This is a genomic window from Paenibacillus sp. ACRSA (genome assembly GCF_022346845.1).
Classification (GTDB): Bacteria; Bacillota; Bacilli; order Paenibacillales; family Paenibacillaceae; genus Paenibacillus.
The window spans coordinates 73,927-96,223 of sequence record NZ_JAKRNP010000005.1 but is presented as its reverse complement, the minus strand read 5'-3'; the positions used below and the strand labels follow the sequence as shown (position 1 = coordinate 96,223).

The window sequence follows — 22,297 nt, the reverse complement described above, 5'->3', positions numbered from 1 at the left end:
GTGTAAAAGAGAGAAATGTCTACATTATTATACAAATTGGGAAAAACCGCTTTTCGCAAACCTGGATACTTCATTATTGGCTGGGTACTGGTTCTGGGCATCGTCATTTCGATGATCAGCATCAATGGTGTACATATCAGCTCGGAGATGAAGATTGAAGGTACAGAATCGCAGAAGGTATTGGATCAGTTAGCCAAAGAACTGCCAGCCGCTTCTGGCGGTCAAGGAAGTGTCGTCTTCAAGGCACCCGATAATGAACGTTTGGATACACCTGAACGTCTTGGAGCGATTATGAAAGGTGTCAGTGAAGTTTACGGGTTAGAGCAAGTCATTAATCCAGCGGATTATGCAGCAGAAGCTAGCAGTGCCAGTGCATCTGCAGACATGTCTCAAATGTCTCAAGCTGCTGGTTCAGCAGCACAATCCGGGAACACAACACCACCTCCATACGGACCATTAATGGTAGAAGGTGTTCCCGTTCCTGGTGTATTAATCTCTTCGGACGGCAGCACCGCTCTATTCCAGTTCCAATTCACCATTGAACAATCTGCCATTACACAGGATATATTCGATGCCGTTATTCAATCTGTTATGACGGTAGAGCAAGGAACCAATATCACCGTACTCCCTGGTGAAACACTTAAAGCCGTATCCATCGGTGTCGGTTCGGCTGAGATCGTTGGATTGGTTATCGCTATTATTGTTCTATTAATCACGCTGGGTTCCGTTGTTGCAGCAGGGTTACCTCTGATTACAGCTCTACTTGGGGTGGCGATCGGAGTAGGCGGAGCGTTCTCTATCTCCAAATTCATCGAAATGCCTAGTGTCACTTCCGTTCTAGCTCTTATGGTCGGTCTGGCAGTCGGCATCGATTATGCTCTCTTCATCGTCAATCGCCAGCGGCGAATGATTATTGATCAGCGTTTGAGTGCACAAGAAGCGACGGCAAGAGCAATCGGTACATCAGGTAGCGCCGTATTCTTTGCTGGATTAACGGTTATCATTGCACTATGCGGTATGCTCGTTATCGGACTTGCCTTCTTATCTACGATGGCTCTTGTCGCGGCTGCGACAGTGCTTATTAACGTTTTTGTTGCGTTGACCTTGTTGCCGGCTCTGCTGGGGCTTGTCGGGGAACGCATCTGTTCGACTAAAGCTCGCGAGAGAGGTGCGCAGCCATCAAAAGCGGCTAATCATGGAATTGCTGACAGATGGGTTAAGTTCGTTATCAAAAATCGTTGGGTTACTATTGTTGCCATCGTCATTATTCTCGGCTTTGCTGCTACACCAATCACCAAAATGGAAATGGGCATCCCTGGGGCATCCTCGGCGAACCTGGACACAACAGCAAGACAAAGTTATGATGCGATCTCCGAAGGATTCGGAGAAGGATTCAACGGTCCGCTTATTTTGGTCGCAGAACCTAACAACTCTTCAGCTCAGGTCACACCTGAACTAGTAGGTAGCCTGATGATGGGTCTGCAAAGTCAGGACAATGTTGCTCAAGTCACGCCACTTGGCATGACAGAAGATCTGGCGATATTTAGTCTCATTCCGAAGACAGGTCCTAATGATGTGACTACCAAAGACCTAGTTAATGATCTACGTTCTGCCGATTCCAGTTTCGCACAGCAGAATGACGTAAAAATTGGAGTTACAGGTCTGACAGCGGTCAACATTGATATGTCGGCCAAACTGGCACAGGTATTCCCTATTTATGTAGGTATTATCATTTTACTCTCACTCATTATTCTATTACTTGTATTCCGTTCAATTATCGTTCCGATCAAAGCAACGATTGGCTTCCTGCTTAGTATTCTGGCTACGTTCGGTATCACAACCGCGGTGTTTCAATGGGGCTGGCTGCATTCGCTCTTTGGCTTCGATACGGGCGGTCCGCTGCTGAGCTTCATGCCGATTATCGTAACAGGTATTTTGTATGGTCTAGCCATGGACTATCAGGTGTTCCTCGTCAGCTCGATGCGCGAATCGTATGTACATGGTCACAGAGGACGCGAATCGGTTGTTCATGGATACAATCAGGTCAGTCGCGTTGTTGTAGCGGCAGCGGTGATCATGGTTTCTGTATTCGCAGGATTCATCTTCACAGATGATGTCATGATCAAACAGATCGGTTTTACGTTGGCCGTAGGTATCCTGATTGATGCCTTCATCATTCGTATGGGACTTGTTCCTGCCACTATGGCGATCTTCGGTGACAAAGCCTGGACGCTTCCTAAGTGGTTGGATCGTATCCTGCCGAATCTGGATGTGGAGGGTGAGAAGCTGATTGCAACACTGAATGCGAGTGATCAAGCACCTTCTCATTCTGGATCAAAAAAATAAATGAATGAAGGGCTATGCCCATTATCATTTGTCTAATACGAAGACCTCCTCTGATGCAATCATTGGAGGTCTTTTTTTATTTTCATAATCGCCAATCAACTGATCTAGGCAATGATGTCTTCGATATTCTGATCATAGCTAAGAGACTGGCAGGAGGACACAAAGCTTGAGAATAACTTTTGACTATACTCATCTACACTGAAACTATACTCTGGATGCCACTGTACAGCCATAATAAATGTGCGCTCTGGCATAACTACAGCTTCAACTAATCCATCCTCGGCGACGGCTACAGCCGTTAATTGATCAGCTAAAACTTTGATCCCCTGATGGTGATAACTATTCACTTTAATTGTATGGGTCTGAAGAATATCATGAAGTAAATTATGATTAGCAATATGTACCTCATGGACAAGATTCGTGTACGGCGGACTTTGCTTGTGCTGAACAGGTGTCGGTACCTGAAGTCCTGTCGGAATATCCTGAATCAAAGACCCGCCCAACATGACATTAAATAGCTGTAGTCCACGGCAAATCCCGAAGGCTGGTTTATCTAGCTGGGCGACCTTTTGAAAAAGAATTGCCTCCATTCGATCCCGTTCATGACATAGCTCCCCGCACGTTTCCTCCACCTTTTCATGATAAAGCTCTGGATTGAGATCATGTCCGCCGGTGAATAAAAACCCGTCAAGTTCATGCGCCAGCCTTACAATAATATCAAGGTTAGTCGTCAGAGGTAACATCATTGGAATTCCGCCTGAACTCTCTATAGCGTACATATAATCCGGGAGCATCCAATAACTTTTTTTATCAGAATCATACAACGGCAGAACACCGATGATTGGCTTTTTCATTCTTTTTTACCTCCTCATGTCATGGAACTTACTGCTGGAACCAAAGAAAGCTTTTTATCATTCTATCAAATCTACTCCCATACAAGCTCACCAAAAGATTGCATTTTTCTACTACAAGTCAGCTAAATGGGAATGTAAAAGTTAATATCAAGACGCATATGTTATTGAAAAAAAAGGTATAGAACACCAGAAAACCATACAACTCTGCTTCACAGCAAATTTGTATGGTATCTCTTATAAGCCTATTCCGTTATTCATTGCAGCAAACATTCGATCAATCTAGGTCAGTCAGCTTAGGCTGCATTTGTTGCCATTTCTCCATCTGGCTTCAATTGAATCGAACGCTGGCATACTTTCGTAATTACAAAAGCTGACAAAGCCAGCACAACGGCAACCGGCGGCACCCAATTCACGCCACCCAGATTAACGGCTAGCCCGCCGATTCCAGAGCCAAGCGCAATGCCAACATTGGCCGATACGGGCAGCAATGTGGATGCAAACGCTTTGGATTTTGGCGCGACTACGCCAGATACATCAAACAGATACAGTTGGGATGCGGCACTCATCGAGGATGACAGACAACCGATCAAGAATAGAAACGTTAGCCCCAGCCATAGATTCGATACAGTCAAACTCAGCCCTACGAAGATAACGGCTTGAATAATAAAAAGCCAGTTGAGCTTGGGTAGGAAATCCCCTTTGGCTATTTTAGCTCCGATCCAGTTGCTCAAAATACTGCAGGCTCCATAGATCAAAAGCACACCGCTGATCCAGCTTGTAGGCACCCCCATGGACTGGCTCAATAAAGGAGTAATGTACGTAAATGTCACGAAGATACAGCTATTGCCGAGCACTGGAATTAAGCAGGCCAGCAGAATACGAGGTTTCATAAATAAAACCATCTGATCACTGAATGAACTGGTGATCGTCGTTGTTTGCCGCGGAAGAATACGGAACATCAATATGAACGGTATCACACCGATCCCTGCAGTTACTACAAAGGTCATCCACCAGTTCAGATGCTGTCCAATGAATGTCCCTAGTGGTACGCCAAATACATTAGCGATAGAAAACCCGCCTAAGATCCAAGCGATCGCTTCGCCCCTTCTCTCCTGCTGAACTGCATCGCTAGCAATGGAGATCGACAGCGAAACGGTAAGCCCACAAGCGACCGCTGATACAATACGAATAGCCATTAATGAATAGAATGTTGTGGCGAACACCGTCAGTAGGTTTAACGCGAGTACGATGCCAAAACCGATCAGAATAGAGTTTCTGCGTGACAGTTTGGACAAAGATGCGACCGCAAACGGTGTCCCTATAGCGTAGGCAATCGCGAAGCCAGACACGAGAGCACCAGCCGCTGCCAGCGATACTTTCATCGCATGCTCTATTTCCTTTAATACACCTACGATGACATATTCGGTCGTGCCTAATACGAAGCTCACTAGCGTAAGCGTTAATATAAGTAAAGTTTCTCTATTTCTAGTCATGAATAAGCCCTCACTATTCCTCTCTATTGTTGCGATTGTTGCAAACCTTTCTATGTCTCTTATATTTATTTTATGTCAAACAATATACTTCCCCTTCCCCTTAGTTCGATATATAGTACATATGAATAGTCAAATTGTACTGTCAGATGAGGCTAGGCGACAATTAAGGTTGTTGTGGTCTTATTTATAAACATGATATATGTTGTCATTTTGTATGTAGATGTAATGAAGGGAAGACACGCTAAATGAATTCATACTTAGAATCCGCCCAACGATATAATGATCAAGAATGTACTATTATTTACGTAGGCAAGCTTGCGGATCATCCCCATTGGAGCTTTCCTACACACAAGCATGACGATCTGCATGAGATTATTTATGTAATAGACGGTAAAGGCTCGTTCACAATCAACGGCACGAAGCATTCAGTTCAACAAGGCGATCTGCTTGTCTATAACAAAGGAACATTACATGAAGAGAAATCTGATCCTGAGTTCCCGTTATCCACCTATTATTGTGGCTTCCGTTTCCATGAAGGGGTTCATCCAGATCGAGATTGGGTGGTTTCCCCTGGCAGTGAACCTGTCATTCGCTCGAACCGCTATTCGGAGGAACTCTGTTCGTTAATGCAGACGATGTTCAATGAGTTTTCAATCCGTGAAGACGGGTACGAATATATCTCTCATCATGTGCTAAAAGCCATATTGATCATTATTCATCGGATGTCACATCATCAGCGCACAGCAAGCGAGATCGTTCTGAGCAATAACCTTGCGGAGAGAGTTAAAGACTATCTGGATACTAACTACAGACAACCCATTAAGTTAAAAGAACTAGCGGATCATTTTCACATTGACTTCTATTATCTGATTCATATGTATTCCAAACACTATGGTACGTCTCCTTATCACTACTTGATCCAGCGTAGAATGGGAGAAGCTACCCGTTTATTAGTCTCTACTAAGAAAAAGGTATGGGAAATTGCCAAACTCGTTGGCTATGATAATCCAAACTACTTCACGATTCTGTTCACCAAAACAGTTGGTGAGTCTCCCCGTAGCTTTCGAAAACAAAATCAAAAGGATATGTTCGTCGAGAATGGATCCACGTAACGTAATAATCAAAAAAACAGGTAGTCATTCTGAACTGGCTACCTGTTATAGTCATGTACGACGTTTCAGTTCCAATCAAAGCTCAAAAAGCCGCCAATCGGCGACTTCTCGAACTTTTCACTTGTTATGATGTTATACCAGTTAGGATATCCGTATATCAATAATCGTTTAAACGGAAATGAGACCATGCTTCACAAAACTTTTGTATAGCCCATCATTCTCTAGATCATCTGTAATATCATCTGCGATTTCTTTCAGTCCAGGCTTGGCATTGCCCATCGCAATTCCCAATTTGCAAAATTCCAGCATCTCAACATCGTTCATCCCGTCTCCAATTCCAATCGTATGTTCCACGGGCAAACCAAGATGATGTAGCACATCTGCAATTGCAACAGCCTTATGAATGCCAGGCAGCATTAATTCTCCACTGTCTTCTCCGAAGATTGGGACTGTACACTGAATAGCTTGGAATTTCCCTTCAAACCGTTGCTGAATCATTGCAAATGGAACCTTGCTCTCTAGGAAACACACTTTGTTGACATCTTCTTTGTTCCAATCCGCTTCCCCATAAGTGAGTTGAGTGATAAACGGATGTGGTGATGCCTCCATTTGTTGCCGTGCCACAGGATCATTCTCTACATCTCCATGCAACAATCTCTCCAGGTGAGTCTTCAGATTAGGGCTTGCGTACAATGCCGAATTCGATTCAAGGTAGAAATTAATACCATGCTCATTGAAGAAATTAACCATATCGAGTACATCTTCAGGAAGTACTTTTTTATGATAGAGGGTCTCTCCATCCACTTCCACATAACCGCCTCCTGCACCAATCAGCCCGTCAAATCCCAGATCCCAGATCTCATCATATATTTCAGCCTTCGAACGTCCTGTGCATAGAAACAATAAATGCCCGTTCTCTCTCGCCAAACGACAAGCAGTTTGGGCAGACTCCGGTACACTGCCATCATCCGTCACAAGTGTACCGTCGATATCAATAAATATAATTTTACGTTGTTGATCCTTACTCATGTTCTTGCTTCCCCCTCATGAAAGGCAATATTATGTTGGAATGCACTCCTAGGTTAAAACTATTTCATGAGTTGAGTGTATCGGCTGTAACGGGTTACAAGTCAAGCTATAAATCGTTTAGCTCACTAGCTTTAATCCTACTGCGGAGCCGAGCACCATCGTAATAAATACAATTCGTAGTACATTTCGAGGTTCCCCATAAAAAATCATGCCTAAAATCGCTCCGCCAGAGGCTCCGATTCCCGTCCACACAGCATATGCCGTTCCCATTGGAAGAGTCTCCATCGCCAGAGATAACAACCAGAAGCTCAGGCCAAAGCCTGCAATTAACAGAATCAATGAAATCAAATTTCGGTCTTTGTGCAGCTTATTGATCATAAGCACTCCGATCATCTCAAATATTCCGGCCATAATTAGAAATATCCAGCTCATTAATGATGCACCTCCTTCGTTTTCTCTTTGCTTAACATTTTGAGACCGATCACACCAAGCAAGAGTAATCCAATGAGTAACATTTTACCCGTCTGCACCGCCGCACCAAATAGAATAATCTCTGCAAGTACAGTACCGGCTGTGCCAAGTCCAACAAATACAGCGTATACCGTTCCTACAGCAAGCGAACGTGAAGCTGCAATCATCAAGGTAAAACTTATAATGATTGCGATCAGGGTTAACCCCCATTCCAACACTCCACTCGCATGCTTCAGGCCAATCACCCAACCTACCTCAAAAATGGCTGCTACGATTACGGATAACCAGGTTTTGTTCATTGTTGTCACACTCCTTCTTCATAAGTTGCATTTTGCAATAGAATTACATGCAATCAAAACAAAAAAAAGCCTGGGAAACAAACTGCAGTTACGCAGTTTATCTCCCAGGCTTTTGTCCTTCCGTGACACAACCAAACGGCTGTGAGTTTTCTCTCGGACCAGACCGACATCTCTGTCGCGGAACCCTAGAAAACTTTCATGTAATTCTATTGTCCAATCAATTATACACATTTCTTGCTTATTAGCAATCAAAACTTATGCAGACATCCATTCAAGAAATTCAAGCCGATTACCAAACGGATCACTCAAGTAAAACCTTCTTACCCCTTCATCTGTCCGTGCGTCATCATGAATTACTTCAATCTGTTTATGTTGCAGATCATCACGTAGCTCATCCAAATTCTGCACATGAAAGGCAGGGTGAGCTTTTAAGGCAGGAACAAAAGCTTCTTGGACTCCAATGTGCACTTGATGAGCACCACATTGAAACCATACGCCACCACGTTTTTGTAGAGCTTCAGGTTTGGGGATTTCGCGCCACCCTAATAACTGATTATAAAAGTGACGAGCCTCTTTTTCACAACCTTCTGGAGCCGCTAGTTGCACGTGGTCAAGACCATAGAAATGATAAGACATCTAATTCCTCCTTGTGGTTTCGTTAGATGAAACTACGTTTCATTATATAAGCTAACTTTATCGTAATTTTCAGTAAAAATCCAGTATTTTCTCATTTTTATATGGGATCTTATTTTGAAAATGTAGGTTGACTTTAGGGTTCAGGAATGGTTTGTTTTTTCTCCAGTTAGGGAGCGAAATAGTATCGCGACGGTGACAGAAGTTAAGTACAATTGATTTTTCTATTATGAATTTTTCATATGTTGAAATAGTATAATTAAAGTTTTCATGAGCTACAGATACTAGGGTTGTTGTTGCTGAGTTGATGTTGGGCACTGTTGGGTAGCTATTGAGTAGTTGTTAGTTTCTGTGAATTCTTTCTGAGCTTTTTGAGTGGTTTATTTTTCTGAATTTTTCATGTATTGAAAATAAGTAATATCAATCACTAAAGGCTTCCCATCGAATTTCAGTATCAACAGATAGAGAAAAAAATACAAAAAAAGCCACCATCGGCGGCCTTTTCAACTTATATTAAGAGCATGCTGGCTCAACATGATTTTCACGAAATCGTTGTACATTTGAAGATCCTTTATACTTAAAGAACTATGTTGCCTCTTATATTTGTCCTGTCCAATCAGGTCTTGCAACCTTTTTCCAATGCGCTCTAATCTCTTCATAAACATCTTGTGGCAATGCTCCTTTGGATACGAGATCCGCATTTTGCTGCCAACGATTCGGCTTAGAGGTTCCGACAATTGCTGTATCCACACCCTCTGTGCTCAAGGTGAAGCGTAAGGCCGTTTCAACAGCTTTCTGCACGTCAGTGTCTTTGAGAAAAGCATAGTCTAGTTCCTTCAAGCGCTTCCAATACATATAGGAATAATCCTTTTCCGGAAGCGTCTCATGTGTCCATGCTGCGTTCGCGATCGGTCTTTTGGCGATTACCCCCATGTTTCTTTTACGTGCTTCAGGTAAAGTCAGCTCAATCGCCTCTTGATCAGCAATATTTAGGGAGGTCTCCAAACTGTCAAATGCCCCAGTCTCTATTGCGTACAGTGCATCCTTCGTATCCCCGCTATATCCAATAAATCTGGTTTTCCCTGCTTGCTTCGCTCGCTGAAGAACTTCTATAACTGCCCCTTGCCGAAGTACTTCTTCAGAACAGCTATGTAGATGAATGACATCCACATAGTCCGTTTTTAGACGCTTCAGACTCCGATCAATGGTTTGCTCCAGCACTTTAGCATCCCAATTCGGCCCTTCGATCCCAGCGGCATGTCCACATTTGGTAAATAGATAATAGTCATCTCGACGATGTGACAACACCTCTCCAATCAATGTCTCACTTTCCCCATAACATTCAGCGGTATCAATGATATTAAGTCCTGCATCTAACGCACTGTTTAACAATGTCGCCACATCTTCCTTAGAAACGTTCTGTCCAATCTCAGCTCCACCAAATCCAAGTGTACTCACTTGCATACCTGTATTCCCATATTCACGTCGTTCCATGGATGATTCCTCCTCCAAACTTCGTAATATCGTTAATGAAGACAAACCTAACCAGAACTATTACCCGATTTAACTGGTTTCAAAACCCATAAATGGACATTCCACCATCCACTAAGAGCGTTTGCCCAGTGATATAGCCTGCCGCATCGGATGCCAAAAATATAACCGGTCCCACTACCTCATGTAGCTCACCGACGCGCTGAAGTGGTGTTCGCTCAATGATCTCTCCAAGGTATTCGGCATCATTCAATAGCTTCTCGGTCAGTGGGGTACGGAAATACCACGGGCCAACAGCATTGACACGAATTCCGTATTTCCCCCACTCCATTGCAAGCACCTTCGTCATATGTATCATGGCTGCCTTCGTCGATCCATACACAACGCCAGTCCGAAGGGCTGTATGCCCGCCAACCGAGGAGATATTTACGATTTTTCCACCGCCCTGATCCTTCATATGTTGACCAGCTATTTGTGACGCCATAAAAGCCGATTTCAGATTAGTCTGCATAATCGTTTCCCATTGCTCGTCCGTTACTTCGAGTGCAGGTGTGCGGATGTTCATACCTGCATTATTAACAAGAATGTCCAACCTTCCCATCGCAGCAATGGCCTCTCTGAATGTCTCTTCGAGCTGCTCTCTGGACGTTACATCGGCAGCAAGAGCTATCGCTCTGCGCCCTGTGTGTTCTTGAATGTAGGCTGCAGTTTCCTCAATTTCACTGAAAGTCCGTGATACCAACACTACATCACTGCCCGACTCAGCAAGCCCTATGGCAATCGCCTTACCAATCCCTCTACCTGCACCTGTCACCAGTGCCGTTTGTCCCTCCAGATGAAATTCCGGCTTGTTCATTTCATACACTCCTTATCTAGCTTACAATATGTAGTTTTTTCATTTATTTATCCATTAAGTCACAAAAAATTGACTGGGATTACCAAGCTCCGGATGGAACTTTTCTCGAAAACGTCCGCCTGTGTAGGCTCCAATAACCTTGCGCCAGAAAGCCTGAGCGACTACGTTGTTACGTACCTGTGTAACCTTCCAACGACCAGGAAACCGTTCAAACAACTCATGCGCCGCTTGTGTCCCCACTCCGCTGCGCCGATATTTTTGCATCACAAAAAATTCAGTTAAGTAGTAATCATTGTCGATATTTCCTGGTTCAAAGCGTTCTACCAGAGCGAATCCAGCTGGCGCTCCATCACTCGTTATCAAGAAAGGGAATTTGCGTCCTTCTTCTGCCCAGAATGCATCCAATCCAGGGTATTCTGGAAACACTCCATTATGGTCAACATCAATATTAAGATATTTGGTGAAATCATAAAGATAGAATTGCATTAAATGCCGAATTACCTGACGACGTTCCCAGGGAACCAGCTCCAGTTTCATATTCATCCGGTTCATCTCCCCTGCTCCACGATTTATTACTATATTTATTACTTTAAAGGTTTGATCGCGGAAGGGCAAGAATGACGAACCAACCTACATGACGTTCGTGAACAGACTGTGACCATGTAAATTATGGTACACTTAAGCATAGACTATCTTGAGAAATGATTGATCTTGGAGGTGCCGACATTGACTAATGTTCAAAAAGAAATTGACCGACGCAAGCTGGATGAGAAGCTACCTACCATGCCCTGGTTTGTCCAGCAATTCATTGACTATAAATTACCGGATCTCTCTCCCTCCACCTTGCTGGAGTATCTGCGAGACTATGATACATTCTTTAGCTGGCTCCGAGCGGAAGGCTTGTCTGCAGCTAGCACCAACACAGAGGTCACTTTATTAGAGCTAGAAGTGCTCCGAATGGATTCCGTAACCGCTTATCGGTTGTTCCTTACAACCAAGCGTGAGGGAGCTAATTCCAGAATTACGGTATCCCGTAAATTATCATCCCTACGTTCACTCTTTCACTACTTAAGCCAGATTGCCGAAGATGAAGATTTCTACCCACTACTCAAGCGCAATATTATGGCCAAAATTGAAATTAAGCGCACACATAAACCGAAGGATACTGCCGCCAAACTAAAAGGAAAAATTCTCGAAGATGAAGAATTACTAGAATTCATCGGATACATTTTGGAAGGTTATGCGGTGGATGTGGAGAAGAATAAACAAGCGCTGTACTCACATGAGCTGAACAAAGAACGAGATGCCTGTATTGCCAGCCTCATCTTGAACTCCGGATTGCGAGTATCCGAAATAGTTAATCTGAACTTGGATGACCTTGATCTAAATAACAAGCTGTTATATGTTTACCGCAAAGGTAACAATGACGAAACGTACAAGACACCTGTCTACTTCAGAGAACAGGCCAAAGATGAACTTGCCATCTATACCAACCTAAGACAGACAAGGTACCGTACACCGAAACGGGAGAAGGCTTTGTTCATTGCTCTACGCAATGGAGAATCTGAGGGAAGTCGAATGACGAAGCGCGCGATCCAGGCCATGATCATGAAATATGCTAAGCGGTTTGGCAAACCTTATTTGACTGTACATAAGCTGCGCCATTCCTTCGCTACCGATTATTATTTGCAGAACGATATATACAAAACGAAAGAACAACTAGGGCATGCCTCTACAGAGACTACCGAAATTTATGCCCATCTCACCGACAAAACAATGTCAGAAGCGATTGAACGTCGCAACGAAGGTACCGGGTCTTAAACTAGTCTCATACTTGAGACTAGGTAAGATAAAAATAGAGCGATTGATCCTAGGTCTCAACTCTTCGGATCAATCGCTCTATTTCACATACTAGAACATAATCAATATTATAATCGAACTCAGCATGCTTCGATCTTAAATCCCTTCAATACGTTGTAACAGCCAGTTACCGATATGCTCTGTCTGCTGAATATCGTGCCAAACTAACTGCTCACAAGCTACATCGTCACGATCTACTGCTGCCCTTGTAACCACGGCTATGATCCCCTGTAATTGTTCGTACAATATGAGATCTTCGGGTTCACGGATCATCAGAAGCTTGGGATATGTCGCTTGCTTGTGCCCTTCGATCAGAATCCAGTCATACTCGGTTAAATATTCAATCATGTCACGAAGCTCTGTAGCTCGTTGTTCAATGATGGCCGTCCGTGTATCGGACATCACAACGACAGTCGAGGCTCCATTCGCAGTGAAGTTATATGAGTCCGTGCCTTCCTGATCCATCTTGAAGTGATCATGTCCATCATGTTTAATGACGGCGACCCTGCGTCCAAGAAAGGTCAGTTGTTTAGTCAACGCTGCTGTTAGCGTACTTTTACCTGAGTTTTTATATCCCACGATCTGCACGATATGAGGTTGCTTTGTTTTGATATTTGACATAGCCTATCTCACAAGACCTGTAGGTAGCTTAAGAATCCGCACTAGCTCACCCGCAGGAATGCCCTTTTTGTCAGGCGGAATAATAATCAAACATTCGCTATCTTTGATCGTGATCATCACACTGGATTCATCAACCCGAGCTGCTGCCGGCAATGCGTGAACCTCACCATTTCGAACTTCTATTCGTCCCCGCACAAAACGGGTATAGTTATTTACCTTTGTATACCCTTCATCCAATATCGCTGTCCATTCCTGCAAATAAGGATGAGGATCATTTTGCATCATGCGAATCGTAGGTCGAACAAACAAGTTAAATCCAACAAAACATGCTCCTGGATTGCCTGATAATGCAAATAGGTTTTTTTGATCCACGATGGCTGCTGTCGTGACACTTCCTGGTCTCATTGTTACTTTGTTAAACAGCATTTCGATGTCGTCTTCACGCACCAGATCTCCCATAATATCATAGTCACCTACAGACACGCCGCCTGTTGTAACAACCATATCGTTGTGCTTGACTGCTTCAGCTAGTGTCTTACGCGCGGTTTCCGCATCATCTGCGATGGAACCGTACATAATCGGCTCACCACCTGCCTCAACAACGAGTGAGCGCAGCAAATAACTGTTACTGTTACGAATCCGTCCAGGCTGCAATGGCTCGTCCAAAGCTAACAATTCGGTTCCCGTTGCGAAGATCGCCACCTTCGGACGTCGAAATACAGGTACTTCCGCTACACCAAATGTAGCTAACACGGATTGTTCACCTGCCTGGATCAGTGTGCCTGCATCCAGCAGCAACTGGCCTTCTTCTACTTCTAAGCCAATTGGCGTAATGTTAGCCTTTGCCAGTACATGTCGCTTCAAGCCAATCCATTGCTCGCCATTCTCTGTTTTGCTCTCGGTCATCTCAAGCATCACAACAGCGTCAGCACCTTCTGGCACCTGTGCTCCGGTCATAATTCGCGCTGTTGTACCTGGCGTAATCGTCTGATCCGAAGTATAACCACAAGGAATTTCATCTACAACACGAAGCCAGATTTGCTGTTCGCTGCTAGCATGAAGCGTGTCGCTGCTTACTATGGCATAGCCATCCATTCCTGATCTGCGGAAGAACGGATATGGATGTGGTGCAACGATCTTCTCCGCTAGCGTGCGCCCATGTGCCGATTCTAAGGACACTTTCTCGATTGCGCCTGGTCGTACATGAGCAGCAATTTTAGCTTGGGCATCAGGAACCTGTACAGCCGTTCGATTGAATTTAGCATTTGTCATATCATCAGTATGCGAGTTTAATTTCAATGCAGTCGAGCCTCCTAAGTGAGCAATCTCTATGTCTAAAAGTGTAGCTTGAAAGTCATAAGGTGACAAGCGTTATCCCTATTCTGTAACGGATATAACATCATTTGTTCATGGATTGACCATAATATGCTGTAGAAATGGAGGAATCCCATGTGAATAATCGATGTGAATTATGTGGTAGAGAGCCTGTCGAAACAACTGTCCATCATCTTACGCCCAAGCAGATGGGAGGCAGCTTCATGCCTACTACGGATCTATGTATTGCATGCCACAAACAAATTCATTCCCTCTTCACAAATCGAGATATTATGACGCAGGGATTAACTACGCTGCAGGCTCTTCGAGAGCATGAACGCATGGCTCCGTTTATTCGCTGGATTCGCAAACAACCCGCAACAACGATCCCGCGTACCCGCAAATCGAATCATGTTCGTAATTCATGAAGCAATAAAAAAAGAACAGCGTCCGAGATTGATACGTGGATAGAGCCTACTCCACCTTACCTCTTCGCTGTTCTTATAAGTTACAATGTAATGGTTAGAAAGTCCGTGCTACCTTCGCCGCATAATTCGGCCTCCGCCCACCCTCGTTTTTGGCTTTTTGTAAGAGCTCTTGGGTGAGTTGAATAATCCGCCACTTTTGCCGCGATCAATCTTACCTGAACTTGGTTCCTTCTTGCGACTAAACAAACCTCCGCCAGAACCTACACTGGTGTCCGTATCGCCACCACGTCTAGTAATTGAGCCTTTGCGTTCCACGGTAATCGGTGGAGCAAGCTTTTTGTCATTACTTGTAGGCGCACGAAACGTGCCTTCCCTTGGTTTGTACGTGTCTTTGTTTGTATACCCACGATATTTCCCGTTTCCGCCTCCGCCAAAGGAATCAAACAAATTTCCGATTAACGTTGCGGTTAAATATCCCTGTAAAAAGGAAGAATCGTAGTTCTGACGAACGTATTCTTTGGAATCAACTTCAATTAACGTGTCTTCCTCTTTATTGGGATCCTGCTGTAAATGGTAATATTGATCCTGATACACCAGGAACATCCGCTCGGTACTCTCAGCCGAAATCTGATCGGGTTGACGCTGCTCAGACAATTCCTGGGCAACCTCTGGAACGGTACGCTCAGCAGCCCGGTATACATAGGATGTGGTGTTACCGCTACCACTCACAGATTCAAGTGGGTAGGTGTCCTGTACGGTAGGTGCACCGCAAGCGGACAACAGTGACATCACAAGGCTAAGAACCAACATTAATTTCAAATTATGTGCCATGCGTTTTTTCATGGGAACCTCTCCTAGCTCGAACGAATCACTTTGATATCCGCAGGAAGGATAACCTCACCCTCATAAAGTGTAAAACGTCTGTCTTGCCACTCCACACGAAGTAGCTTTTGATCATCAGACTGATACTGCCACACGAGCTGCTCTCCTGCCTGGCCATATGGTGTTCTGCCTGCAGTCGTTACCATACCTCCATATTCTTCCTCCAAGTGGTAAGCGCGTCCATCTAGATCTAATAAGGTTGGTACCTCATCTGGTGCATCTAGACGACCATCAATGGGTGTGTAGAGTGCATAACGTGTCAATTCACGTTCTTCAATGTGCAAGTGTCTAAAAGCTGTACCATCCTGCAGTGTTAATACGACGGCATTTCTCGAACGATGATGTACCCGCCCAACAACCTCATATGTCACAAGAGAGACTTCACAGATATCACCAGGTTCAAGTTGTAGCATCGTCTTCTCGGCCCGAGGCGGTTCGGGTTTAGCTAGTATTCCTTTAATCCGTTTCCATACACTCATGCCCATTAACTCCCGTTCTATATCTTCTAGAGGTTGGTTGACCCTCAATTTATAAGCAAGCTGCAATAATTAATGCGCCTACAATATGCAATGCACCTGAGAAGAGACCATACCCTGTTTTCCCTTGTTGAATACCTGTATCCAGATCTAGATTGGCTCTTGTACGAATAACATAATGCACGCCATTCTCCAGAATCAGCAATATAATAAAGGATACGACAGATACGAGCAGTGCCTCACCAAGATGTCCTGCAGTTGAGATGGAGGTCGCTAGTACATAACCTTGGGCAAACAGCTTCATAACCATCCGAGTGGTTACAGCCATATTGCCTGCTTTCACTTCAGCAAAATCCTTGTATTTCGTAAACAATGAATCCACATACATCAAGACAAACAGCAAAACCGAACCCGATAACGTCCAGACCAGCATTGCCAAAATGTTCAAATCCATTTCAACAGCCCCCACATTTCAACATGAACCGCATTTAAAAGCGAAGAAGAAACACATGTCTCTTCTCCGCTAATTTCCTTACTTCATCCAAAAGTTAGTTCTTATTATCGTACTGCTTCATCAGTGCTGCCAGTTCATCTTCAACCGCCTGATCTTTACCAAGCTTCTCGAATTCATCGTCCAAGGACTTTCCTTTGGAGGACATTTCATTGCTTGCTTCAGCCTGTGCTTCCATTTGCATCATTTTTTCTTCCATACGCTTCATTCCAGCACTTGCTGTGTCAGAACTGAATCCGTTCAGCGCTTTGTTGATTTCAGTTTGAGCCTTCGCTGCATTATAACGAGCAACCAAAGTCTCACGTTTGTTTTTCATTTCCGTTAACTGCTTGCGCATCTCATCTAACTTACCACGCAGATTGTCAGCAGAAGCTTTATTCTGATCATAGCTTGTTTTGTATTCAGCCATTTTTTCTTCAGCCGTTTTCTTTTCTTCAAGCGCTCGGCGAGCCAAATCCATATTTTGTGCGCGAGCTGCAGTGTGCGCTTGCTCTTCGCGTTTCTTCACTAAAGCTTCTTGCTCTTCGTAAAGCTGCTTGAACTTCTTCTCAATGGCGATCTGTGCTGCTACAGCCTTCTCCGCATCTTGCAAGTCCTCTTGCATATCACGGATATACTGATCTGTCATTTTAATTGGATCTTCTGCCTTATCAATGATGGAGTTAATATTGGACATCGTTAGATCTCGTAAACGTTTGAAAATGGACATTATGTTATTCCTCCTAGTCGATATTACAACCTTGTATATAATCATACATACGTGATAATCCTCAACCCGTTTCAATTTTAGCAAAAAAAATCATAACAAACTTCTTCATCATGTAAAATTATTCATTTATTTGACCTTTTTGCAGCAGATGTTCATCAAGAAGCCTCTCTGCAGTCTGCACGATTTCATCAATCTGCATGCGTGTGATCGCATCAAAATGAATGCCCATAATTACCGTCACCGTAACCTTCAACTGATGTGCCGCCTTGCGCGCAAGCCTCTCGCATAGCTCCTGCTCCTTATGCCCTGGAACATGAAAGGTAGCCCCACTAAGACGATCGTGATCTACATAATAGGTTGCCACCGCCCCTATATGTGCATCGCCGCCTGTAACCATGAACACTTTGTCGTGCCCCACTTCTACAACCTGTAATCGAATAGAACTCAAATCATATTTACTCATGCTAATCCACCTATCCTTTTCTCTATCTCATGTTATGGTCCGAATTATGAACAAGATTCGAGAGACTGACAATGAAACATCTCACAAGTCGAATAAATCACGATTACATCGGGCATACCATAGAGAACGCATTTTGGGAAAAGGGGGCTGCTATTATGCGTATTCGCCTCATCGCAATATCATTTATCGTCTTTCTCTTGAGCGGAAATTTCGCTCCTGCTCATATGTCGGCTGAACCGAACCAAGCCAGTACACCTGTCACCGAGTTTGATGCACAAAGCGATGAACAGCTCACGCTAGGTCAACTTAGACAGAAATATGCTGATACGTTCAAGACGAATGGGCCTTCCACCAAACAGGTTGCTCTGACTTTTGATGACGTTCCTGATCCAAGATTCACTCCACAGGTATTGGATGTTTTGAAGAAATATAAGGTCAAAGCGACTTTTTTTATTGTAGGCAAACGGGCAGAGAAACATCCGGCTCTAGTCAAACGCATGGTTCGTGAAGGTCATATCATTGGTAACCACAGCTATAGTCACCCTGAATTTAGTAAGCTGACGATGAACGATTTTCGCACACAAATTTTACATACCGGGGATATCATTCGCAATCTATCCGGGTATACGCCAAAAATGATTCGCCCACCTTACGGGGATATTAATGAAAAACAGCTTCAATGGGCTCAAAAGCAACAATATAGCATTGTGAACTGGAATGTCGATTCACTCGATTGGAAAGGTCTTTCCAAAGATGAAGTGAAGCAGAATATTTTATCGGCTGTTAAACCAGGGTCGATTGTTCTTCAACATGCAGGAGGCGGAGTGGGCTCTAACCTACAAGGAACGATTGATGCGTTACCAGAGATCATTGAGGAGCTTCGAGCACGGGGATATAGCCTTGTAACACTGGACGAGATGTTAAACATCTCTAAGAGCAAGTAATTCCAGCATAGCGATTTAAGAGATCGCTTCGGTTGGTATCTCGGTAAGCATAAATGATTAGTGAATAGCTGCGTATGAATCGTCTGATCCAACGTTAAACTAAAAAGGGCGTCCTCTACTCACAGCAGACTGTGAATGGAAGACACCCTTTTTCATTTTGTTTGCATGACGTTTATTTTAGAATGTAAAGCTCAACATCTTGGAAACCGAATGTGCTCACGGATTGTTTACTACCAGGAATGAAAATATCAACGCGTTTACCTTTAATTGCACCGCCTGTATCTCGCGCCGTAGCTACAAACGCTTGTTTCGGCAGTCCTGGGTGTGTGTGACCTGTCACGAGCACTTTGGTTCCCAGCGGGATCACACTTGGATCTACAGCGATTGTACCCAGTTCAAGCGGATTACCGAAGTAATCTACAGCACCCCATTTTCCGTTTTCGGATGGATCTGCAGAGTATGCTGTTGCCTTCATTTCAATGGATTTACTGTAATCAAATGTTTTACCCCAGGCTTCAACCACTTTGCTGTCTGCATTGACATCTAAGCTCGCTGTTGTGATTGTTTTAGCCTCTGCTTTGGCTGCTGGAGCCGCTGCTGCCGAGACGGTGTTGGCTTGTCCAGGTACAGTAATTTTCAGCCCACCATAGATGTTATAAGGTGAAATATTGGCATTTGCTTTAATGAGTGCGTCCATACCTACACCATACTGTTTGGATAAGGTATAGAATGTATCCCCCTCTTTGGCCACATGAACAGAGTCAGCGTAAGCTGGAACGGCCTGAATGAGCATAGCTGCTGTCAGCAATGCTGTTGCTGCTTTCGCAATACGTTTCTTGTTAAACATGGTCTTCCTCCCTCATTATGCCTGCGAGGTTAGTTGTCGGATTCGGATGGAGGAAACCACCCTATAGGTTCAATCACATGCACTTACGTTATGTACGTCCTAATTCACCCCTAGCAGTACGCGATCATCAAATCTCGTTTCTGCATCGTTACATCCCCCGCACTTCCTCCTCAGAAGTTTCGGCAGGAACAATATATCACAATCTTGTAACCTATAGTTGTAGTAAATCTTACCAATACGTTTACTCTACTTCAAAATGGGTTAATAAAATAAGCTATTTTCACATTAACAATTCATATATGTCTTCTACATAAGTAACAAAAAAGTTACCTTTTGTTTTTCATTGCTTCCAATTATGTATCTTGTAAACAAATAAAAACAACCCTGCCGACGATGATGTCGACAAGGCAATTTTGTTATCCTTCATTCATTAGTGTTCCCCAGCTGGCTCAACAGCTTATGATCACATTACTATAGAACTTTGGCAAGAAAATCACGTGTACGAGCATTCTTAGGTGCACCAAACACTTCATCAGGTGTTCCTTGCTCTATAATTACTCCGCCATCCATAAACAGAATCCGGTCTCCTACTTCACGAGCGAAGCCCATCTCATGTGTAACAATGACCATTGTCATTCCACCCTCTGCCAGACGTTTCATGACATCAAGCACCTCTCCAACCATCTCTGGATCAAGTGCTGAAGTTGGCTCGTCAAACAACATTACGTGTGGCTGCATCGCGAGTGCTCTCGCAATCGCAATACGCTGTTTTTGTCCACCGGACAACTGGTTAGGGTATGCATCTTTTTTGTCAGAAAGACCAACCGTTTTAAGCAAATCGGCTGCAATCTGATCGGCTTCCTGCACGGATTGTTTCTTTACTTTGATCGGGGCAATCGTGATGTTCTGCTGGATCGTCTTGTGAGGAAACAGGTTGAAATGTTGAAACACCATACCCATCTTCTCACGAGTAGCATTGATGTTATGCTTCGGTTCTGTAATTGAAACACCTTCAAATAGGATCTCGCCTGAAGTCGGCTGCTCAAGCAAGTTCAGACAACGCAAAAACGTACTTTTACCCGAACCGGATGGTCCGATGACAACGACAACTTCACCTTTGCCAATCGTGACATCAATGCCTTTTAACACTTCATTTTTTCCATAGGATTTATATAATTGACTAACGTCGATCACTTGCATTCAACTTCCTTTCCAGTCGTCCGAGCAGCTTGGACAATATGAAGGTCATTACAAAATAAATTGCTGCTGCAATAAGGAATGGATTCATCCCTTGGTACGTAATATTTTTGACCACACTTGCTTGATACATAATGTCGACCATACCAATAATCGAAATAATGGAAGACTCTTTAATAATCGTTACAAACTCATTACCGATTGCCGGCAAGACAGCCTTGAACGCTTGGGGCAAAATAATGTAGCGCATCGCTGCACCTCTACCCATGCCAAGTGAACGAGCAGCCTCAAGTTGTCCACGATCTACACCTTGCACCCCTGCACGGAATATCTCTGCAAGATAAGCACCACTGTTGATAGAGAGTGTGATTACACCGGCTTGTAGCGCCGAGAAATTAATTCCAAAGGTCAGTGACAAACCATAATAGATAATCATCAATTGCACGAGCATTGGCGTACCACGAATCAGTTCAACGTACGCTGTACCGATCCAACGCAGAATAGCCATATCATGCATACGGAACATACAGATAATCAAACCGATGATTACCCCGAATAATACACCCAGTGCAGATAAGAGGAGTGTGTAACCAATACCTTTAGCATAGAAGCTTTTATACGCCCAAAATACTTCAAATATATTTTTGGTATCTTTACCTACCATCAATTGGCTTGCTTCAGTTACCATTTCTTCAATTCTATTTTCACTCTTAAGCCGTTCCAATGTACTATTTACCGCATTCAGCAATTCTGTGTTACCTTTGCGAATTCCGATTGCAGCCTCGACCTGCTCTTCGTCTACCACAATCGGTGCTAAACCAATAGCATCATCCAGATAACCAGCAGCTACAGTATCTTCCACGATTGCTGCATTAACACGGTTAGTCTGCAATTGCAGAACGATATCGGAGATTTTATCCAATGCCGTTAATTGAGCACCTGGGATTCCTTGACCAATAGTTTCCTGTATGGAGCCCTTTTGAACCCCGATTTTCTCATTTTGCAGATCCGCCATCGTTAAATATTTTCCTGCGTCTTCCGTGCGAATCATAATGACTTGCTTCGATTTATAATACGTATCAGAGAAATCGATGCTTTTCTTACGCTCTTCCGTTGGTGTCATGCCTGAGATGACTAAGTCTACACGACCACTCTGGAGTGCCGGTAGAAGCCCGTCAAATCCCATATCCTCAATGACAAGCTCCGCTCCTAGATCAGCAGCGATTTCTTTTGCAATTTCAATATCAAATCCAACAATTTCATCTTTTCCATTAATCACTTTATGGAATTCATATGGCGCGAAGTCGGCACTTGTACCAAGCACCAATTTTTTACCGCCTGAATTGTCCGTAGTGCCGCTTGCGAGTGCCGCTGGTACAGCAACTGTCAACATCAGCACAAAAGTCAGCAGCATGATGGTATAACGACTAATCAATTTCAACCCTGTTCTCCCCTTACAAT

Annotated in this window: 24 protein-coding genes and 2 riboswitches; of the genes, 5 read left to right on the top strand and 19 right to left on the bottom strand. The window is 43.9% G+C overall.

Annotated features, from left to right (window positions below; all coding sequences use genetic code 11):
• Positions 1–15: 15 nt before the first annotated feature.
• Positions 16–2,346, top strand: a complete 2,331-nt coding sequence (locus MH215_RS16165; RefSeq protein ID WP_239291448.1) for an MMPL family transporter — start codon at positions 16–18, stop codon at positions 2,344–2,346.
• A 104-nt stretch (positions 2,347–2,450) separates the two neighbouring features.
• Here the strand turns inward: MH215_RS16165 and MH215_RS16160 are convergent, their stop codons facing one another.
• Positions 2,451–3,200, bottom strand: a complete 750-nt coding sequence (locus tag MH215_RS16160) for a gamma-glutamyl-gamma-aminobutyrate hydrolase family protein (RefSeq protein ID WP_239291446.1) — start codon at positions 3,198–3,200, stop codon at positions 2,451–2,453.
• A gap of 293 nt (positions 3,201–3,493) precedes the next feature.
• Positions 3,494–4,693 carry an MFS transporter gene (locus tag MH215_RS16155; protein ID WP_239291444.1) on the bottom strand — a complete coding sequence of 400 codons (1,200 nt, stop codon included), beginning with the start codon at positions 4,691–4,693 and terminating at the stop codon, positions 3,494–3,496.
• 245 nt (positions 4,694–4,938) lie between these two features.
• On the opposite strand from MH215_RS16155, the gene MH215_RS16150 reads away from it, so the two are divergent.
• Positions 4,939–5,805, top strand: coding sequence for a helix-turn-helix transcriptional regulator (locus MH215_RS16150; RefSeq protein ID WP_239291442.1), 867 nt, complete (start codon positions 4,939–4,941; stop codon positions 5,803–5,805).
• A 168-nt stretch (positions 5,806–5,973) separates the two neighbouring features.
• On the opposite strand, the gene MH215_RS16145 is transcribed toward MH215_RS16150, so the two are convergent.
• The 7 genes from MH215_RS16145 to MH215_RS16115 form a co-directional block, all read right to left on the bottom strand.
• Positions 5,974–6,834: a Cof-type HAD-IIB family hydrolase gene (locus MH215_RS16145; RefSeq protein WP_239291440.1), complete on the bottom strand. Its 861-nt coding sequence runs from the start codon at positions 6,832–6,834 to the stop codon at positions 5,974–5,976.
• 117 nt (positions 6,835–6,951) lie between these two features.
• Positions 6,952–7,266 (bottom strand): DMT family transporter, encoded by a 315-nt coding sequence (locus MH215_RS16140; protein WP_239291438.1) that lies wholly within the window; start codon positions 7,264–7,266, stop codon positions 6,952–6,954.
• The gene (locus MH215_RS16135; RefSeq protein WP_239291436.1) at positions 7,266–7,604 is read right to left on the bottom strand and encodes a DMT family transporter; all 339 of its coding nucleotides are present in this window, start codon (positions 7,602–7,604) and stop codon (positions 7,266–7,268) included. The genes MH215_RS16140 and MH215_RS16135 overlap by 1 nt, the downstream gene beginning before the upstream one ends.
• Before the next feature lie 99 nt (positions 7,605–7,703).
• Positions 7,704–7,804: riboswitch (guanidine-I (ykkC/yxkD leader) on the bottom strand.
• Between the two features lie 55 nt (positions 7,805–7,859).
• Positions 7,860–8,240 carry a VOC family protein gene (locus MH215_RS16130; RefSeq protein WP_239291434.1) on the bottom strand — a complete coding sequence of 127 codons (381 nt, stop codon included), beginning with the start codon at positions 8,238–8,240 and terminating at the stop codon, positions 7,860–7,862.
• A gap of 594 nt (positions 8,241–8,834) precedes the next feature.
• Entirely contained in the window at positions 8,835–9,731 is an 897-nt protein-coding gene (locus tag MH215_RS16125) for an aldo/keto reductase (protein WP_239291433.1), read from the bottom strand.
• Positions 9,732–9,810: 79 nt separating this feature from the next.
• Positions 9,811–10,584 (bottom strand): SDR family NAD(P)-dependent oxidoreductase, encoded by a 774-nt coding sequence (locus MH215_RS16120; protein WP_239291432.1) that lies wholly within the window; start codon positions 10,582–10,584, stop codon positions 9,811–9,813.
• A gap of 54 nt (positions 10,585–10,638) precedes the next feature.
• Positions 10,639–11,127, bottom strand: coding sequence for a GNAT family N-acetyltransferase (locus tag MH215_RS16115; RefSeq protein ID WP_082560223.1), 489 nt, complete (start codon positions 11,125–11,127; stop codon positions 10,639–10,641).
• Between the two features lie 183 nt (positions 11,128–11,310).
• Between MH215_RS16115 and xerS the strand changes: the two genes are divergently transcribed.
• A complete protein-coding gene (gene xerS, locus MH215_RS16110; RefSeq protein ID WP_275446190.1) occupies positions 11,311–12,405 on the top strand; it encodes a tyrosine recombinase XerS in 1,095 nt (364 codons plus the stop codon).
• Between the two features lie 135 nt (positions 12,406–12,540).
• Here the strand turns inward: xerS and mobB are convergent, their stop codons facing one another.
• Positions 12,541–13,065 (bottom strand): molybdopterin-guanine dinucleotide biosynthesis protein B, encoded by a 525-nt coding sequence (mobB, locus tag MH215_RS16105; protein ID WP_239291431.1) that lies wholly within the window; start codon positions 13,063–13,065, stop codon positions 12,541–12,543.
• Between the two features lie 3 nt (positions 13,066–13,068).
• Positions 13,069–14,337, bottom strand: a complete 1,269-nt coding sequence (locus MH215_RS16100; RefSeq protein WP_239292030.1) for a molybdopterin molybdotransferase MoeA — start codon at positions 14,335–14,337, stop codon at positions 13,069–13,071.
• A gap of 179 nt (positions 14,338–14,516) precedes the next feature.
• On the opposite strand from MH215_RS16100, the gene MH215_RS16095 reads away from it, so the two are divergent.
• A complete protein-coding gene (locus MH215_RS16095; RefSeq protein ID WP_481857445.1) occupies positions 14,517–14,807 on the top strand; it encodes an HNH endonuclease in 291 nt (96 codons plus the stop codon).
• Between the two features lie 108 nt (positions 14,808–14,915).
• On the opposite strand, the gene MH215_RS16090 is transcribed toward MH215_RS16095, so the two are convergent.
• From MH215_RS16090 to lpdD, 5 genes are all read right to left on the bottom strand, one after another.
• Positions 14,916–15,650, bottom strand: coding sequence for a DUF4247 domain-containing protein (locus tag MH215_RS16090; RefSeq protein ID WP_239291429.1), 735 nt, complete (start codon positions 15,648–15,650; stop codon positions 14,916–14,918).
• An 11-nt stretch (positions 15,651–15,661) separates the two neighbouring features.
• A complete protein-coding gene (locus MH215_RS16085; protein WP_239291428.1) occupies positions 15,662–16,168 on the bottom strand; it encodes a DUF4178 domain-containing protein in 507 nt (168 codons plus the stop codon).
• A gap of 49 nt (positions 16,169–16,217) precedes the next feature.
• Positions 16,218–16,619: a DUF350 domain-containing protein gene (locus tag MH215_RS16080; protein ID WP_056690140.1), complete on the bottom strand. Its 402-nt coding sequence runs from the start codon at positions 16,617–16,619 to the stop codon at positions 16,218–16,220.
• A 94-nt stretch (positions 16,620–16,713) separates the two neighbouring features.
• Positions 16,714–17,385 carry a PspA/IM30 family protein gene (locus tag MH215_RS16075; protein WP_056690137.1) on the bottom strand — a complete coding sequence of 224 codons (672 nt, stop codon included), beginning with the start codon at positions 17,383–17,385 and terminating at the stop codon, positions 16,714–16,716.
• A gap of 118 nt (positions 17,386–17,503) precedes the next feature.
• Complete coding sequence (lpdD, locus tag MH215_RS16070) at positions 17,504–17,848, bottom strand: prenylated flavin chaperone LpdD (RefSeq protein WP_239291427.1); 345 nt, start codon at positions 17,846–17,848, stop codon at positions 17,504–17,506.
• Between the two features lie 155 nt (positions 17,849–18,003).
• Between lpdD and MH215_RS16065 the strand changes: the two genes are divergently transcribed.
• Positions 18,004–18,792 carry a polysaccharide deacetylase family protein gene (locus tag MH215_RS16065; RefSeq protein WP_239291426.1) on the top strand — a complete coding sequence of 263 codons (789 nt, stop codon included), beginning with the start codon at positions 18,004–18,006 and terminating at the stop codon, positions 18,790–18,792.
• A gap of 172 nt (positions 18,793–18,964) precedes the next feature.
• On the opposite strand, the gene MH215_RS16060 is transcribed toward MH215_RS16065, so the two are convergent.
• The 3 genes from MH215_RS16060 to MH215_RS16050 all read right to left on the bottom strand — a co-directional run bounded on the left by MH215_RS16060 (position 18,965) and on the right by MH215_RS16050 (position 22,277).
• Positions 18,965–19,639 (bottom strand): 3D domain-containing protein, encoded by a 675-nt coding sequence (locus MH215_RS16060; RefSeq protein ID WP_481857444.1) that lies wholly within the window; start codon positions 19,637–19,639, stop codon positions 18,965–18,967.
• 2 nt (positions 19,640–19,641) lie between these two features.
• Positions 19,642–19,834, bottom strand: a riboswitch (cyclic di-AMP (ydaO/yuaA leader).
• A gap of 276 nt (positions 19,835–20,110) precedes the next feature.
• Positions 20,111–20,833, bottom strand: coding sequence for an amino acid ABC transporter ATP-binding protein (locus tag MH215_RS16055; protein WP_186380900.1), 723 nt, complete (start codon positions 20,831–20,833; stop codon positions 20,111–20,113).
• Positions 20,820–22,277, bottom strand: a complete 1,458-nt coding sequence (locus tag MH215_RS16050; protein ID WP_239291424.1) for an ABC transporter substrate-binding protein/permease — start codon at positions 22,275–22,277, stop codon at positions 20,820–20,822. Before MH215_RS16050 ends, MH215_RS16055 begins: the two co-directional genes overlap by 14 nt.
• Positions 22,278–22,297 lie beyond the last annotated feature (20 nt).

Bases quoted from the DNA above. Each gene is read 5' to 3' on its own strand.
- MH215_RS16165 (WP_239291448.1), top strand. From the start codon at position 16: ATGTCTACATTATTATACAAATTGGGAAAAACCGCTTTTCGCAAACCT.
- MH215_RS16160 (WP_239291446.1), bottom strand. From the start codon at position 3,200: ATGAAAAAGCCAATCATCGGTGTTCTGCCGTTGTATGATTCTGATAAA.
- MH215_RS16155 (WP_239291444.1), bottom strand. From the start codon at position 4,693: ATGACTAGAAATAGAGAAACTTTACTTATATTAACGCTTACGCTAGTG.
- MH215_RS16150 (WP_239291442.1), top strand. From the start codon at position 4,939: ATGAATTCATACTTAGAATCCGCCCAACGATATAATGATCAAGAATGT.
- MH215_RS16145 (WP_239291440.1), bottom strand. From the start codon at position 6,834: ATGAGTAAGGATCAACAACGTAAAATTATATTTATTGATATCGACGGT.
- MH215_RS16140 (WP_239291438.1), bottom strand. From the start codon at position 7,266: ATGAGCTGGATATTTCTAATTATGGCCGGAATATTTGAGATGATCGGA.
- MH215_RS16135 (WP_239291436.1), bottom strand. From the start codon at position 7,604: ATGAACAAAACCTGGTTATCCGTAATCGTAGCAGCCATTTTTGAGGTA.
- MH215_RS16130 (WP_239291434.1), bottom strand. From the start codon at position 8,240: ATGTCTTATCATTTCTATGGTCTTGACCACGTGCAACTAGCGGCTCCA.
- MH215_RS16125 (WP_239291433.1), bottom strand. From the start codon at position 9,731: ATGGAACGACGTGAATATGGGAATACAGGTATGCAAGTGAGTACACTT.
- MH215_RS16120 (WP_239291432.1), bottom strand. From the start codon at position 10,584: ATGAACAAGCCGGAATTTCATCTGGAGGGACAAACGGCACTGGTGACA.
- MH215_RS16115 (WP_082560223.1), bottom strand. From the start codon at position 11,127: ATGAATATGAAACTGGAGCTGGTTCCCTGGGAACGTCGTCAGGTAATT.
- mobB (WP_239291431.1), bottom strand. From the start codon at position 13,065: ATGTCAAATATCAAAACAAAGCAACCTCATATCGTGCAGATCGTGGGA.
- MH215_RS16100 (WP_239292030.1), bottom strand. From the start codon at position 14,337: ATGACAAATGCTAAATTCAATCGAACGGCTGTACAGGTTCCTGATGCC.
- MH215_RS16090 (WP_239291429.1), bottom strand. From the start codon at position 15,650: ATGAAAAAACGCATGGCACATAATTTGAAATTAATGTTGGTTCTTAGC.
- MH215_RS16085 (WP_239291428.1), bottom strand. From the start codon at position 16,168: ATGAGTGTATGGAAACGGATTAAAGGAATACTAGCTAAACCCGAACCG.
- MH215_RS16080 (WP_056690140.1), bottom strand. From the start codon at position 16,619: ATGGATTTGAACATTTTGGCAATGCTGGTCTGGACGTTATCGGGTTCG.
- MH215_RS16075 (WP_056690137.1), bottom strand. From the start codon at position 17,385: ATGTCCATTTTCAAACGTTTACGAGATCTAACGATGTCCAATATTAAC.
- lpdD (WP_239291427.1), bottom strand. From the start codon at position 17,848: ATGAGTAAATATGATTTGAGTTCTATTCGATTACAGGTTGTAGAAGTG.
- MH215_RS16065 (WP_239291426.1), top strand. From the start codon at position 18,004: ATGCGTATTCGCCTCATCGCAATATCATTTATCGTCTTTCTCTTGAGC.
- MH215_RS16060 (WP_481857444.1), bottom strand. From the start codon at position 19,639: ATGTTTAACAAGAAACGTATTGCGAAAGCAGCAACAGCATTGCTGACA.